Origin of the sequence: Pseudomonas sp. SID14000, from assembly GCF_002165135.1 — a bacterium.
GTDB lineage: Bacteria > Pseudomonadota > Gammaproteobacteria > Pseudomonadales > Pseudomonadaceae > Aquipseudomonas.
Window position 1 is genome coordinate 46,269 of the sequence record NZ_NFZQ01000009.1, and the last position, 14,886, is coordinate 61,154.

The following is a 14,886-nucleotide window of genomic DNA, read 5'->3' on the forward strand; positions in this document are numbered from 1 at the left end:
AAAGGGCTGCGAAGCAGCCCCAGCCATTTGTGCATCTGCGCTGAGATCCAGGGGCTGCTTTGCAGCCCTTTCGCGACACAAGGCCGCTCCCACAGGGACCGTACAGGCCAGCAAGTACTGTGTAAGGCAGTCAGCCGCGGACGATCTGGTTCTTGCCCTGCCGTTTGGCCTGGTACATCGCCGCATCGGCCCGGGCATACAGGCTGTCCAGGGTCACATCTTCATCGGTCAGGCCGGTCACTCCCTGGCTCACCGTCACCCCGTAAGTCTGCCCCCCATGGCTGAAGCTCAGCCGCTGGATTTGCCGCTGCAAGCGCTCGGCAATCTGCTCTGCCATCTGAGCGTTGCAGCCCGGAAACACCGCCGCGAACTCCTCGCCACCAATGCGCCCGAAAAGGTCGCCTCTGCGTAGCACGGCCTTGCCGCTATCGGCGATTTGCTGCAATACCTGATCACCTTCCTGGTGGCCATAGCTGTCGTTGATGCACTTGAAGTCGTCGATGTCCAGCAGCAGGAAGGCCATTGGCGTACCGTCTTCGCAGGCACTGTCGAAGGCTTGCTGGGCGCATTCGAAGAAGTGCCTGCGGTTGCTGCTCTGGGTCAGCACGTCGGTGGTGGCCAGGCGCTGCAGCTCACCTTCGAGCTGCTTCTTCTCGGTGATGTCTTCGGCGATACCGACGATGATCACCCGGTCACCATTGCGTTGCTGGTTGATGTAGCACTTGTCGCTCAGCCAGCGGAGCTGGCCTTCGGCATTGAGGATGCGGTACTCGCGGTCTTCCACCGAGCCCTTTAGCAGTACCTGGGCCAGGCTGCGCTCGGCGAACTCCAGATCGTCGGGGTAGATGCTGTCGCGCCACTCGTTGTAGTCGGCCAGCACCAGGCTGGCCGGGCGACCGAAGATGCGCTCGTAGGCGGGGCTGACGTACAGCACCTGGCGGGTTTCCCAGTCGAAAGCCCAAAGCACTGCGTTGACGCTGTCGAGCAGCGAGCTGAACAACTGCTCGCGCTCGCTCAGGCGGGCCACCTCACCCTGGGCGTGGAGCAGCGCAAGCAAGGTCTGGGCGGCCTCGGGAGGGGGTGTGCCGGGCAGTGTCGTTGGAATGTTCTTGGCCATGTGCACGGAGCAGATCTCGGCGTGAAAGCGTGCGGCCAGCATCCGGCCCGCCACGCGGGCGATGTGCCAGATATGAGTGTAAACGAGATAGCGAAGTTCCGGGCAGCACGCCCCGCCAAGGGGCGTGCCGATCAACGGCGCTCAGGCGCCGGTCGGGCGCAGGGAGTAGGTTTTGAGCTGTGCTGCGAAGTCGCGCAGGGCGTGAATACCGCTGGTTTCGGCCTCGTGCACCCAATCTTTCATGGCGGCCAGCATATCGTGGCCGTTGGCGCTGGTGCGCGCCCAGATCTGTTGCAGGGCCAGGCGTTTTTCGTAGATGGTCTTCAGCGCCTGGCTGTGGGCCAGCATCGACTCGATGCGCACATGGTGGCGGTCTTCCAGCAGGCTGGTCTCGCGCGACAACAGGCGCTTGGCGCGGCGGAAATGGTGGCGCAGCGAGGCATCGACGCGGGCCAGTTCCTGCTTGACCAGCGGGCCGATCACCAGCTTGCGGTACTGGGCCATGATCTGAAAGCGGTTGTTGAGGATGGCCATGGCAGTGTCCATGTCCAGGCTGGCCTTGCCGGCCACTCGGTGGGCGATGGGCGCCACGCGCTGCACCTTGGCCAGGCGCAGCAGGCAGAACAGGCGGATCCACGCCCAGCCCATGTCGAACTCCCAGCGCTTGACCGACAGCTTGGCCGAGTTGGGGTAGGTGTGGTGGTTGTTGTGCAGCTCTTCGCCACCGATGATGATGCCCCACGGCACCAGGTTGGTGGCGGCGTCGCGGCACTCGAAGTTGCGGTAGCCGAGGGCGTGGCCGAGACCGTTGACCACACCGGCTGCCCAGAATGGAATCCACATCATCTGCACTGCCCAGATGGTGATGCCGATGGTACCGAACAGCAGCAGGTCGATCACCGCCATCAGCGCGATGCCGCCCAGCCTGTAGCGCGAGTAGAGGTTGCGCTCGATCCAGTCGTCCGGGCAGTTCTTGCCGTAGATGCGCAGGGTTTCGGGGTTACGCGCCTCTTCCCGGTAAAGCTCGGCGCCTTTGCGCAGCACTGTGCCAAGGCCCTTGTACAGCGGGCTGTGCGGGTCGTCGGGGGTTTCACACTTGGCGTGGTGCTTGCGGTGCACGGCGGTCCATTCGCGGGTGTTCTGCGCCGTGGTCAGCCACAGCCAGAAACGGAAGAAGTGCTTGAGCACGCCATTGAGCTCCAGGGCCCGGTGCGCGGAGTAGCGGTGCAGGTAGACCGTGACGCTGACGATGGTCACATGGGTCATCAACAGGGTGATGCCGACCAGTTGCCAGGCCGACCAGTCGAGCAGGCCGTTGTACCACATAGGTGCAAATACCCTCGGAATGCAGGGGGAAGGGGGATTATCCCTTGGTGGGGAAATAAAACCAGTCAACCGTTCAGATAGGAGGTCACGACATGTTTCAGCCTTTATAATGCCCCTCCCTTTCTGATGGGCTATCGCACCCGACATGTCTGTTTCCGTTCGCGACGCCTTGCGCATGGCTGCGCTGTATGTGGTGCTTTCGGTCCTCTGGCTGACGCTGGCCGAGGTGGTGCTGCAGGCTATGACCGATGATCCCCTGGCTCTGACCGTGGGGCGGCAGATCAACGTGGTGGTCTGGGTGTTGTTCAGTGCCTTGCTGATCTATGTGTCGCGGGTGCGCCTGCTTAATTTCATTGGCCGTGGCGCGCGTTTGCGTTGCGAAGACCGCGAACGGCTGCGCATGGCTGCCGCCGTGTTCGACAGCACTCTCGAAGGCGTGCTGGTGACCGACCGCCAGGGCCTGATCGTGCACGTCAACCGTGCCTTCATGCGTATTACCGGTTACCAGCAGGACGAGGTCATCGGCCAACGCCCGAACAAGTTCAAATCGGGCCGCCATGGCCTGGCGTTCTATCAGCAAATCTTCGCCACCCTGGCGGAAAAGGGCGAGTGGAGCGGCGAAATCTGGAACCGGCGCAAGAGCGGTGAAATCTATCCGCAGTGGCAGACCATTTGCGCCATTCGTGACGATGAAGGCGAGCTCAGCCATTACGTGGCAGTGTTCAGCGACATCAGCGCAATCAAGCATTCTGAGCAAGAACTGGCCTACCTGGCCCACCACGACCCGCTGACTGGTCTGCCCAACCGCCTGCTGTTCACCGACCGGGTCGAGCAGGCCCTGGCCGCAGCCCAGGCCAACAAACGCGGCTGTGCCCTGCTGCTGCTGGACCTGGACCATTTCCAGAGCATCAACGACGGCCTTGGCCACACCATCGGCGACCAGTTGCTGAAGCTGGTGGGCGAGCGCCTGTGTGAGGTGCTGGGCAGCGGTGTAACCTTGGCGCGCCTTGGGGGCGACGAATTTGGCGTGCTGGCGGAGAACTGCCAGGAAGTTGGCCAGGCCGGCAAGCTGGCGCAGGGCATCATCGAGCGCATACGCGAGCCGTTCCTGTTCGACGGTCACCGCCTGTTCATCAGTGTCAGCGCAGGCATCAGCCTGTTCCCCAGCGATGCGTTGAGTGCCGAGCAGTTGCTACGCAATGCCGACTCGGCGTTGTACAAGGCCAAGAGCAACGGGCGGACTTGCTATGCCCTGTACACCGAAGAGCTGACTGCCCACGCCCAGCACCGGGTCGAAACCGCCGGCGAGCTGCGTCGGGCCCTGGAGCAGGACGAGCTGCGGGTGTTCTACCAGCCGGTGCACGACCTGGCGACCGGCCGCCAGGTCGGCGTCGAGGCCCTGGTACGCTGGCAGCACCCCCAGCGCGGCCTGGTGCCGCCGGGCGAGTTCATCCCGATTGCCGAGCGCACCGGGCTGATTGCCGAGATCGATGCCTGGGTGCTGCGCCAGGCATGTCGGCAGATGGTGCAATGGCAGGGGCAAGGCCGGCAGTTGGCATTCGTGGCGGTGAACATCTCCAGCCGCCTGTTTGGCCAGCACGAGTTGTACCAGCAGGTGGCCGAGGTGTTGTACGACACCGGCCTGGACCCGGCCATGCTGGAGCTGGAGGTGACCGAGAGCGCGGTGATGGAAGATCCGGACGTGGCGCTGGAGCAGTTGCATCGCCTGCGTGAGCTGGGGGTGACCCTGGCTATCGACGACTTCGGTACCGGATATTCATCGTTGCTGCGGCTCAAGCGCTTGCCGGTGCAGAAGCTGAAGATCGACCAGGGTTTCGTTGCCGGGTTGCCGCTGGATGAGGACGACATCGCGATCGTCCGGGTGATCATCGCCCTGGCCCGCAGCATGGGCATGCAGGTGCATGCCGAGGGCATCGAGCAGGCGGAGCAGGCCAGCTTCCTGTTGCAGGAGCTGTGTCAACTGGGGCAGGGCTACTGGTTCGGGCGGCCGGTGCCTGCTGAGGACCTTCGCTGGGCTTGAAGGCCCCTTCGCGGGCGTGCCCGCGAAGAATTCAACGCTTGTTCAAGCCTTTCGCCAAGCGGTCCCCAGCCAGTTGGATCAATGCCACCAACGCCACCAGCATGGCGATCACGGTCAGCATGATCTGGCTGTCGAAGCGCTGGTAGCCATAGCGGTAGGCGATATCCCCCAGGCCCCCGGCACCGATCGCTCCGGCCATGGCCGAGGAGTTGATCAGGGTCACCAGAGTTATGGTGAAGCCCCCCACGATTCCCGGCAGCGCCTCGGGCAGCAGCACGTGCCAGACGATGTGCCAGCGTCGGCAGCCCATGGCCTGCGCAGCCTCCACCAGACCATGGTCGACTTCGCGCAGGCTGACTTCGGCAATCCGTGCGAAGAATGGGGTGGCGGCGATGGTCAGCGGAACCACTGCCGCCCACACGCCGTAGGTGGTGCCCACCACCAGGCGAGTGAAGGGGATCAGCGCAACCATCAGGATCAGGAACGGGATCGAGCGGAACAGGTTGACGAAGGCGCCCAGTACCCGGTTCAGCAGCGGCGCCTCGAATATCCCGTCCTTGTCGCTGGTGACCAGCAGCACCGCCATCGGCACCCCCACCAGCAGGGCGATCAGCGACGACACGCTGACCATCAGCAGGGTATCGAGCAAACCTTCCAGCAAGCGATCAAGCCACATGCCCCAGTACCTCCACGTCCTCAGCCCAGCGGCGGGCGCGTTCCAGCAATTGATGGGTGTCGTGTGGCGAGTGCTGTACCGACAGGATCAGTTGCCCCAAGGCATGCTCGCCAATGGTTTCCACACCGCCCTGCAGCAGGCGCACGCGGCCGCCGAGGTCGTTGAACAGGGCAGACAGTTCGGGTTCGCCGAGCAGGGTCAGCCTCAGCACGACGGCACTGTCGCGGCTCGCCGGGCTGGCCCGCAGGCTGGCTTGCAGCGCGGCTGGTAACCTGGCCTGCAACGGCGCGAGCAGGGTGCGGGTGACCTCGTGGCGTGGTGAGCCAAACACCCGCCAGACCTCGCCCTGCTCGACCACTTCTCCGCATTCCAGCACCACTACCCGGTGGCAGATATCACGGATTACGGCCATCTCGTGGGTGATCAGCACGATGGTCAGGCCCAGGCGCTGGTTGATGTCGCGGAGCAGTTCGAGAATAGAAGCGGTGGTTTCCGGGTCCAGCGCCGAGGTGGCTTCGTCGCACAGCAGGATCTCGGGGTCATGCACCAGCGCCCGGGCAATGCCCACGCGCTGCTTCTGTCCGCCGGACAGCTGCGCCGGGTAAACGTGGTGCTTTTCCTGCAGGCCGACCAGTTCCAGCAGTTGGCGTACCTTGCGCTGGCGTTCGGCCTTGGCCACGCCGGCCACCTTCAGGGGCAGCTCGACGTTCTGCCATACGGTCTTGGCCGACATCAGGTTGAAGTGCTGGAAGATCATGCCGATGCGCCGGCGCAGGGCCACCAGGTGGTCCTCGTCGAAGGGTGCGATGTCCACCTGGTCGATCAACACCCGGCCCTGGCTGGGTTGTTCCAGGCGGTTGATGGTGCGCAGCAATGATGACTTGCCGGCGCCGCTGCGGCCGATGATGCCGAAGATCTCGCCACGGCGGATGTTCAGGTCGATGCCTTGCAAGGCCGGTTGCGCCTGGCCCGGGTAGGTCTTGCCCAGGCCGATGAAGCGCACGTGGGCTTCATTGACCTCCGGGCGCAGGGCCTGCTCCCTGGCCGTTGACGGCAGTGGTTGTAAGGTGGGCGCCCGGAGCGCGCTGGCCTGGCTCATGTCAGCCCTCCCAACCGGCCTGGTAAAGCTTGCCGTGGGCTTTGTCCAGGGCTGCGCGCACCGCTGGCGAGTGCTGGTAGATGTCGACGAACCTGGTCAGGCGCGGGTCGTCCTTGCTTTGCGGGCGAATGACGAACTGGATCACGTACTCCTTGTTCTCCAGGCCGTCGAACAGTAGTGCCGAGCCTGCGTCGAAGCTGTTGGCCAGGCGGATGTAGGCCGGGTAGCCCTGCACCAGGTCGGCGTCGTCATAGGCGCGTACCAGTTGCACCGCCTCGACCTGAAGGATTTTCAGCTTTTTCGGGTTGGCGACGATATCGTCCTCGGTGGCCTTGTAGCCGACCCCAGGCTTGAGGGTGATCAGCCCGGCCTTGGCCAGCAACTGCAGGCCCCGGCCGCTGTTGATCGGGTCGTTGGCGATGGCCACACTGGCGCCTTCGGGCAGGTCGGCGAAGCTTTTGTACTTTTTCGAGTACAGGCCGACGTTGTTGATGATGCCTGGGGCGTAAGGCACCAGGTTGAAGCCTGCTGCAGCCTTGGCGTTCTCCAGGAACGGGATGTGCTGGAAGTAGTTCACGTCGATGTCGCCGCTGTTGAGGCTGACATTGGGCGCGATCCAGTCGCTGAACTCGATCAGTTTCACTTCCAGGCCTTGCTTGTGCGCTTCTTCCACTGCGGCTTCCAGCGGGATGGCAAATGCGGCGGTGGTGCCGATCTTCAGCGGTTCGGCAGCCAGGGCGCTGGCGGACAGGCCGAGGGTGAGGGCAATGGCCGCGACGGGCCGGAACAGTTTATCAAGCATGGTGCAGGGCTCCAGTCGGGGTAGAGGTATAGCGGTAAGCCGAGCCAGGGTGGTCGGCAGGCAGGTGCGGGTGGTCGGCCTGGAACAGTTTTTCGCGCAGGGTGCCTTCGGCGTAGGCGGTCTTGTAGCGGCCACGCTGTTGCAACTGCGGGATGACCAGGTCGATGAAGTCCTCGAAGCTTTCCGGGGTAACGGTGCGGGTCAGGTTGAAACCGTCCAGGCCGGTTTCATCGATCCAGGCGATCAGCTGCTCGGCCACCTGTTCGGGCGCGCCGACCAGGGTCACGTAGCGGCCACCCAGGGCGTGCTGCTGCAGCAGGCGCCGGCGGGTCCAGGCATTGTCCTGCAACTGGCGCGTGGCGGACTGGATGGCGTTGCCCTGGCTGAAGGCAATCGGCTCGTCCAGCGCGTAGGCGGCGAAGTCGATGCCGGTGGACGCGGCGAAGTGCGCGACCCCGGCTTCGGCGCTGGCATGGCGCAGGTACTCGGCATGCCTGGCCTGGGCCTGCTGCTTGGTGGCGGCGACGATCACAGTGATACCCATGAATACCTTGACCGCCTGCGGGTCGCGGCCAGCGGCCTGGGCGGCGGTGCGCACCTTGTCGACCTGGGCGCGGGTGGCGGCCTTGTCCTGGCCACTGATGAACACACATTCGGCATGGTTGCCGGCGAAGGCGAGGCCACGTTGCGAGCTGCCGGCCTGGAACAGCACCGGGGTACGTTGCGGTGAAGGTTCGCACAGGTGGTAGCCTTCGACCTTGTAGAACTCGCCCTGGTGGCGGACCTTGCGCACCCTGTCGGGCCTGGCGTAGACACGCTGCTGGCGGTCGGCGACCACTGCATCGTCGGCCCAGCTGCCTTCCAGCAGCTTGTACAGCACCTGCAGGTACTCGTCGGCCTGGTCGTAGCGGCGGTCATGCTCCGGTTGCTCCGCCAGGCCCATGGCCCGGGCGGCGCTGTCGAGGTAGCCGGTGACGATGTTCCAGCCCACCCGGCCATTGCTCAGGTGGTCCAGGGTGGAAAGGCGCCGGGCGAACAGGTACGGCGCCTCGTAGGTGAGGTTGGCGGTAAGGCCGAAGCCCAGGTGGCGGGTGACGGCGGCCATGGCCGAGACCAGCAGCAACGGGTCGTTGACCGGCAGCTGGATCGACTCCTTGAGGGTGACGTCCAGCGACTGGCCGTAGATGTCGTAGGTGCCGACGATGTCGGCGATGAACAGCCCGTCGAACAGGCCCCGCTCCAGCAGGCGCGCCAGGTTGGTCCAGTAGTCCAGGGTCTTGTACTGGGTCGAGGTGTCCCGTGGGTGAGTCCACAGGCCGTGGTTGATGTGCCCGATGCAGTTCATGTTGAAGGCATTGAGCAGGATCTGCTTGGCCATCAGATGGTCCCCCGACGTGGTGGGTTGGCATCGTTGAGGTAGTAGTTGCCGATGGCGTGGTACTTCCAGCGTACCGGGTCGTGCAGGGTGTGCACGCGGGCGTTGCGCCAGTGGCGGTCGAGGTTGTGTTCGGCCAAGGTGGCCTGGCTACCGCCCAGTTCGAACAAGGTGGTGCCGGCCGCGAGGGAAATCTCGGTGCTGATGGCGCGGGCCTCGGCCACTGCGATGGAGGCGGCGGCTACGTTGTCGGCAGTGCTTTCGTCGCGGGCCTGGTCCAGGTATTCGCCGGCGCGTTCCAGCAAGGCCTCGGCGGCGTGCAGGCGGATCGCCAGGTGGCCGAAGCTCTTCAGCGTCAGCGGGTCATCGCTGGCCTTGTCCAGGCCGGAGTCGACCCAGGGGCGGCTCCGGGTGCGCACGAAGTGCAGGGCATCGTCAAAGGCGGCGCGGGCGATGCCGGTGTCGATGGCAGCATGAAGGATCTGCGCCAGCGGGCCGACCGGGGTGGGGTGTTCGAAGGCGCTCTGGAACGGCACCACGTCGGCGGCGCTGACGTATACGTTATCGAACACCACCGAGCCGCTGCCGGTGGTGCGCTGGCCGAAGCCGCTCCAGTCGTCGATTACCTGCAGGCCCTGGCTGTCGGCCGGGACGAAGGCCAGGTGCTGTACGCCGTCCTCATCGACCACGGAGGTGGGAATGCGCTGGGCATAGATGGCGCCAGTGGCGTAGAACTTGCGGCCATTGATGCGAAAGCCATCGCCGTCGCGGGTCAGGCGGGTGGTGCGCTCGTTGGCGGTCTTGGTGCCCAGTTCGGCCAGGGCGTTGCCGAAGCGCTTGCCCGCCAGTACTTCGGCGTACAGGCGCTGTTGCTGTTCGGGCGTGCCGTTTACTCGCAGTACTTCCAGGGCGTAGAAATGGTTTTGCGGAATCTGCCCGAGCGAGCCGTCGGCCTGGGCGATGCGTGCGATGACCTTGGCCAGGGTGACGTTGGACACGCCGGCGCCGCCGAAGGCCTTGGGCACGCTGATGGCCCACAGGCCGGAGCGGGTGAACAGCTCCAGTTCGGCATGCGGCAGGCGGCGCTCGCGGTCGCGCAGGGCGCTGTCGCGGCGCAGGTTTTGGGCGACTTCTTCGGCGACGTTCAGGGCTTCGGTGTCGCTGGTGATGATGTTTGTAGTCATGGTGTTCTCCGGGGCCTTGGGGCCGCTTTGCGGCCCATCGCGACACAAGGCCGCTCCTACAGGAGGTACGCAATCCCTTGTAGGAGCGGCCTTGTGTCGCGATGGGCTGCAAAGCAGCCCCAAGGCCCACAAATCAGATCCAGGAATGCCGTGCAGGCAAGGTGCCGTTGAGGTGGTATGCGCCAACCGCGTGGTACTTCCAGCGCACCGGGTCATGCAGGGTGTGCACCCGGGCATTGCGCCAGTGGCGGTCGAGGTTGAACTCGGCGAGGGTGGCGCGGCTGCCGGCCAGCTCGAACAGCTTTTCGCTGGCCTGCAGGGCAATCTCGGTAGTCAGCACCTTGGCCTCGGCCACCGCGATCGAAGCCCGCGCCGCGCTTGCAGCATCGATCGGCGCGGCATTGACCTCGTCGAGGACTCGCGCGGCCTTGCGCAGCAGCGCTTCGGCGGCGTGCAGCTCGAGCTTCAGGCGGCCGATGTCGGCGATTACATAGGGGTCGTCGCTGGCGCGGTCGACCTTGGCCTCGATCCATGGCCGGGATTTTTCCCGCACGAAAGTGATCGCATCTTCAATCGCGGCCTCCGCGATGCCGGCATCGATCGCTGCCTGGATCAACTGCGAGGCAGCGCCCTGGATGTTGGGAATGTCGCGCTGGCGCCAGTTGTCGATCACCAGGTCGGCATCCACCGGTACCTGGTCGAGCAGCACGGTGCCGCTGGCTGTGGTGCGCTGGCCGAACCCGGACCAGTCATCGACGATGCGCAGCCCCGGGCTGCCCCGGCGTACGAACGCCAGGCGCTGGCGGCCTTCGTCGTCCAGTGCCTTGACCGCCACCCAGTGGGCGAACAGGGCGCCGGTGGAATAGAACTTCTGACCGCTTATGCGATAGCTATCACCGACGTGGGTGATCCTGGCCTTGAGAGTCAGGGTGTCCTTGGTGCCGCGCTCGGGGCCGGCATTGCCTATGCGCCAGCCGTCGAGCACGCTGCGGAAGATTACCGCCTGCTGTGCCTCGGTGGCGGTCAAGCGCAGCAGTTGCAGTATGCCGAACTGGTTCTGCGGGATTTGCCCCAGGGCCGGGTCGGCGGCGCTGATCAGGCGGAACACTTCGGCCACGGTCTCGAACGACACATCGGGGCCACCGTAGGCCTTCGGTACGCTGATGCTGCCCAGGCCGCTGCGGGTGAACAGTTCGATTTCGGCCCATGGCAGCTTGCGTTGTTGGTCGCGGCGGGCTGCCTGCTCGCGGGCGACCTCGGCCAGTTCGCGGGCTGCTTGCAGGGCTTCGGCGTCGTTGCGCAGTACCTTGGCCGGCAGCAGCAGGGGCGAGCTGTCGAGATCGCTGTGGAACTGGGTATTGGGTTGGCTGGACATCAGTACCGCTCCTTGGCTGCACTCAATGCCCTGGCGTTACGCACTGGGGTGATTGTGATCCTGACCATTCCTGACCTCACAAATAAGTTACGTCGCTACAGCTGATCGCGACAGATGTGTGCTGGTCCGGTGGTCCGGTTTATATACCCTAATGCTTTATAAAAAGTTTATGAACTAACGCTTTGGAATATGCATAGAAGGAGGGATTTGCTCTGGATGTGCCGGCCTCTTCGCGGGCGTGCCCGCGAAGAGGCCGCAACAGGTTTACTCGGAGGCAGCAGTCCCCAGGAACTTGCGCAAGAACTGCCGGGTACGCTCTTCCTTCGGCGCCGCAAACAGTGCCTTGGCTTCGCCCTGTTCCACGATCACGCCCTTGTCGAAGAAGATCACCCGGTTCGCTACATCCCGGGCAAAGCTCATCTCGTGGGTGACGATGATCATGGTGCGCTTCTCTTCGGCCAAACCGCGGATGGTTGCAAGCACTTCACCCACCAGCTCGGGGTCCAGCGCCGAGGTCGGCTCGTCGAACAGGATCACCTCCGGCTCCATGGCCAGGGCGCGGGCGATGGCCACCCGTTGCTGCTGGCCACCGGACAGGCGCCGCGGGTAGGCGTCTTCCTTGCCTGCCAGGCCGACCTTGGCCAGCAGGCGCCGGCCCAGTTCGACGGCCTGCTCGCGGGGTGTCTTCTTTACGATGACTGGCCCCTCGATCACGTTTTCCAAGGCGGTGCGATGAGGGAACAGGTTGAAGTTCTGGAACACGAACCCGGCCTGCTGGCGCAAGCGGCGAATCGCATTTTGCTGCCCGCCCAACGAGCGGTTGGCGTCGATGCTGATGTCGCCAATCTGGATCTGCCCTGCATCGGGTGTTTCCAGCAGGTTGAGGCAACGCAGGAAGGTGGTCTTGCCCGAGCCGCTGGGGCCGATGATGGCCACCACTTCGCCGGGCTGCACGGTCAGGTCGATACCGTCGAGCACGGTCTGGCCCTTGAACCGCTTGGTCAGGCCTTTGACTTCAATCATGCTCAATGCTCCTGGTCATGCTGGTTGACTCGCGCTTCCATGCGGTTCTGGAAGTGCGCGAGGATGCTGCACAGCACCCAGTAGATGACCGCCACCGCCACGTACATGGTGAACACTTCGAAGGTGCGCGCGGTAATCAGCTGGGCCTGGCGGAACAGCTCGGGCACCTGGATGGTCGCCGCCAGGGCGGTGTCCTTGACCAGCGAGATGAAGCTGTTGCCCAACGGCGGCAGGGCGGTGCGCAAGGCCTGGGGCAGGATCGCCCGGCGCATGGCCTGGACGCGGGTCATGCCGATACTGGCGGCGGCTTCCCACTGGCCACGGTCGATCGAGGAAATCGCCGCGCGCAGGATTTCGCAGATGTAGGCTGCCATGTTCAGCGACAGGCCGATCAGCGAGGCCGGAATCGGGTCGAGCTCTATGCCGATCTGCGGCATGCCGAAGTAGATGACGAACAGTTGCACCAGCAGCGGCGTGCCGCGGAAGAACGACACATAGACCCGCGCCAGCCAGTTCAACGGCAGAATCTTCGACAATCGCATCAGTGCCAGGGCAAAGCCCAGCAGCAGGCCGAAGAACATGCCGCCAACACTGAGCAGCACGGTATAACCCGCGCCCTTCAGTAGGAAGGGCGTGGAGTCGACAACGAGTTGCAGGCTTTCAGCGATCATTTGGTGACATCGGCACCGAAGTATTTCTCGGACAGCTTGGCCAGCGTGCCGTCAGCCTTGAGCTTGTCCAGCGCCTTGTTGATCGCTGCCAGCAGTTCCGGCTCGCCCTTGCGCAGGGCTACGCCGCTTTCCAGGCGCGAGAAGGCGTCGCCGGCCAGTTCGGTGTCCTTGGCTTTTTGTGCGTATTCCAGCGCGGCCAGGCGGTCGATCAGGATGGCGTCGATGCGGCCGTTGCGCAGGTCGGCGAACTTGCTCGGGTCGTCTTCATAGGTGCGCACATCGGCTTGCGGTACGTCCTTCTTGACCCATTGCTCGTAGTTGGTGCCCAGGCCCACGCCGACCTTCTTGCCGGCCAGGTCGGCGGCCTTGTGGATATTCAGCTGCTCGGCCTTCTTCTTCAGGATCAGCGCCTGAATGCCGGAGATGGTGTAAGGCTCGGAGAAGTCGTACTTCTTCTTGCGCTCTTCGGAAATGGTCACCTGGTTGATCACCACGTCCAGGCGCTTGGACTCCAGTGCGGCGAGAATGCCGTCCCACTTGGTCGGCTGAACCTTGGCCTTTACCCCCAGCTCTTTGGCCAGCAGTTCGGACAGCTCCACTTCGAAGCCGGTCAGCTTGCCGTTTTCGTCCTGGAAGCTGAACGGTGGGTAGGTGCCTTCGAGGCCGACGTTGATCACGCCTTTTTCCTGGATGGTCTTCAATTGCTCGCCGGCGAAGGCCTGGCTGAGCAGGCCGGCACCCAGCAGGAGTGCCAGGCTGGCGTTGAGTAGCGGTTTGGCGAATTTCGACATGACAGAGCCCCGCGCTTGTTGTGGAAGTAGTGGGTGGCGAATATAGAGTTGGCTGCTTAGGCCAGGAAATACTAAAAAATTATTTTGTTATTTCCTTTTTGGTTTTTGCCAGTTGCTGGCTGCTTTGAGGGTAGGCGAGGTTGCCTGCTCCGTCATCGCGGCTTATGCCTGACTTAGCGCAGGATGGAATAAAGCGTTGTTTTTTCCAAGAGACGGATTTGCCGTAGAGTGGATTACATGTAAGCAGGTCCGGCCCTTTCGCGGGTGAACCCGCTCCCACAGGGACCCCACAGATCTTGAGCCTTGTGGTGTACCTGTGGGAGCGGGTTTACCCGCGAAAGGGCCTGACCTGCCGATAAAAACAGTTGGCCTCTTCAGGCAGGAGAAAACCGTGAGCGAACAACCTTCATCCGGGCACTGGCAGTTGCAGAGCATCGTCACCGGCCTGCGTGGCGCCCGTGAACAATGGCGCACCCGCAACGGCCGCAGCATTGGCGAGCAGGGCGGGCGTGAGCTGCCTTCGCGCGAGGCGATGCGGCAGATTCTGGAGCAACTGTGCGGCGCGCTGTTCCCCATGCGCCTTGGCCCGGTCGACCTGCGTGAAGAAAGCGAAGACTTCTACGTCGGCCATACCCTGGATGCTGCGCTGACCGCCTTGCTGGCCCAGGCCCGCCTGGAGCTGCGCTACGCCGCGCGGCATAGCAAGGGCGAGCTGGCCGGCGTCGATGCCCATGCGCTCAGCCTGGTGCAGGGCTTCGCCGCCGCACTGCCGGGCTTGCGCGTGCTGCTCGATACCGACGTGCTGGCCGCCTACCACGGCGACCCGGCGGCGCGTAGCGTCGATGAAGTGCTGCTGTGCTACCCGGGTATCCTGGCGATCATCCACCACCGCCTGGCGCACCACCTGTACCAGGCCGGCCTGCCGTTGCTGGCGCGGATCAGCTCGGAGCTGGCGCATTCGGCTACGGGGATCGACATTCACCCCGGGGCGCAGATCGGCCCGAGCTTCTTCATCGACCACGGTACCGGCGTGGTGATTGGCGAAACCGCGATCATCGGCGAGCGCGTGCGTATCTACCAGGCAGTGACTCTGGGCGCCAAGCGCTTCCCCAGCGATGAATCGGGAACCCTGCACAAGGGCCTGCCACGCCACCCGATCGTCGAGGACGATGTGGTGATCTATGCCGGGGCCACGGTGCTGGGGCGGATTACCATCGGCAAAGGCTCGACCATTGGCGGCAATGTGTGGCTGACCCGCAGTGTGCCGCCCGAGAGCAACATCACCCAGGCCAACCTGCAGCTCGATTGCCAGGACAAGAACTGATCTGACATTTCCTTGGCCTGTACCGGCCTCTTCGCGGGTAAACCCGCTCCCACAGGAACCCCACAGATTTTGAATCTTGTGC

13 protein-coding genes are annotated in these 14,886 nt (G+C 64.0%); 2 read left to right on the forward strand and 11 right to left on the reverse strand.

The window, feature by feature from the left end; genetic code table 11:
• Positions 1–130 precede the first annotated feature (130 nt).
• Complete coding sequence (locus tag CAY82_RS14830) at positions 131–1,159, reverse strand: sensor domain-containing diguanylate cyclase (protein WP_087501892.1); 1,029 nt, start codon at positions 1,157–1,159, stop codon at positions 131–133.
• 99 nt (positions 1,160–1,258) lie between these two features.
• A complete protein-coding gene (gene desA / locus CAY82_RS14835) occupies positions 1,259–2,443 on the reverse strand; it encodes a delta-9 fatty acid desaturase DesA (protein ID WP_087501893.1) in 1,185 nt (394 codons plus the stop codon).
• Between the two features lie 145 nt (positions 2,444–2,588).
• Here desA and dibA point away from each other — a divergent pair, with 145 nt between their 5' ends.
• A complete protein-coding gene (gene dibA / locus CAY82_RS14840; RefSeq protein WP_087501894.1) occupies positions 2,589–4,484 on the forward strand; it encodes a phosphodiesterase DibA in 1,896 nt (631 codons plus the stop codon).
• Positions 4,485–4,515: 31 nt separating this feature from the next.
• Here the strand turns inward: dibA and CAY82_RS14845 are convergent, their stop codons facing one another.
• The 9 genes from CAY82_RS14845 to tcyJ form a co-directional block, all read right to left on the reverse strand.
• Positions 4,516–5,160 (reverse strand): methionine ABC transporter permease, encoded by a 645-nt coding sequence (locus CAY82_RS14845; protein WP_087501895.1) that lies wholly within the window; start codon positions 5,158–5,160, stop codon positions 4,516–4,518.
• Positions 5,150–6,259 carry a methionine ABC transporter ATP-binding protein gene (locus CAY82_RS14850; RefSeq protein ID WP_087501896.1) on the reverse strand — a complete coding sequence of 370 codons (1,110 nt, stop codon included), beginning with the start codon at positions 6,257–6,259 and terminating at the stop codon, positions 5,150–5,152. The genes CAY82_RS14845 and CAY82_RS14850 overlap by 11 nt, the downstream gene beginning before the upstream one ends.
• 1 nt (position 6,260) lies before the next feature.
• Positions 6,261–7,061, reverse strand: a complete 801-nt coding sequence (locus tag CAY82_RS14855; protein WP_087501897.1) for a MetQ/NlpA family ABC transporter substrate-binding protein — start codon at positions 7,059–7,061, stop codon at positions 6,261–6,263.
• Positions 7,054–8,439, reverse strand: a complete 1,386-nt coding sequence (locus tag CAY82_RS14860; RefSeq protein WP_087501898.1) for an LLM class flavin-dependent oxidoreductase — start codon at positions 8,437–8,439, stop codon at positions 7,054–7,056. Before CAY82_RS14860 ends, CAY82_RS14855 begins: the two co-directional genes overlap by 8 nt.
• The gene (locus tag CAY82_RS14865) at positions 8,439–9,620 is read right to left on the reverse strand and encodes an SfnB family sulfur acquisition oxidoreductase (RefSeq protein ID WP_087501899.1); all 1,182 of its coding nucleotides are present in this window, start codon (positions 9,618–9,620) and stop codon (positions 8,439–8,441) included. Before CAY82_RS14865 ends, CAY82_RS14860 begins: the two co-directional genes overlap by 1 nt.
• A 133-nt stretch (positions 9,621–9,753) precedes the next feature.
• A complete protein-coding gene (locus CAY82_RS14870) occupies positions 9,754–10,995 on the reverse strand; it encodes an SfnB family sulfur acquisition oxidoreductase (protein WP_087501900.1) in 1,242 nt (413 codons plus the stop codon).
• A gap of 264 nt (positions 10,996–11,259) precedes the next feature.
• Positions 11,260–12,018: an L-cystine ABC transporter ATP-binding protein TcyN gene (tcyN, locus tag CAY82_RS14875; RefSeq protein ID WP_087501901.1), complete on the reverse strand. Its 759-nt coding sequence runs from the start codon at positions 12,016–12,018 to the stop codon at positions 11,260–11,262.
• A gap of 2 nt (positions 12,019–12,020) precedes the next feature.
• A complete protein-coding gene (gene tcyL / locus CAY82_RS14880; protein ID WP_063914445.1) occupies positions 12,021–12,689 on the reverse strand; it encodes a cystine ABC transporter permease in 669 nt (222 codons plus the stop codon).
• Entirely contained in the window at positions 12,686–13,480 is a 795-nt protein-coding gene (tcyJ, locus tag CAY82_RS14885) for a cystine ABC transporter substrate-binding protein (RefSeq protein WP_015268587.1), read from the reverse strand. Before tcyJ ends, tcyL begins: the two co-directional genes overlap by 4 nt.
• Before the next feature lie 391 nt (positions 13,481–13,871).
• Between tcyJ and epsC the strand changes: the two genes are divergently transcribed.
• Positions 13,872–14,804 carry a serine O-acetyltransferase EpsC gene (gene epsC / locus CAY82_RS14890; RefSeq protein ID WP_087501902.1) on the forward strand — a complete coding sequence of 311 codons (933 nt, stop codon included), beginning with the start codon at positions 13,872–13,874 and terminating at the stop codon, positions 14,802–14,804.
• The last annotated feature ends 82 nt before the right edge of the window (positions 14,805–14,886 follow it).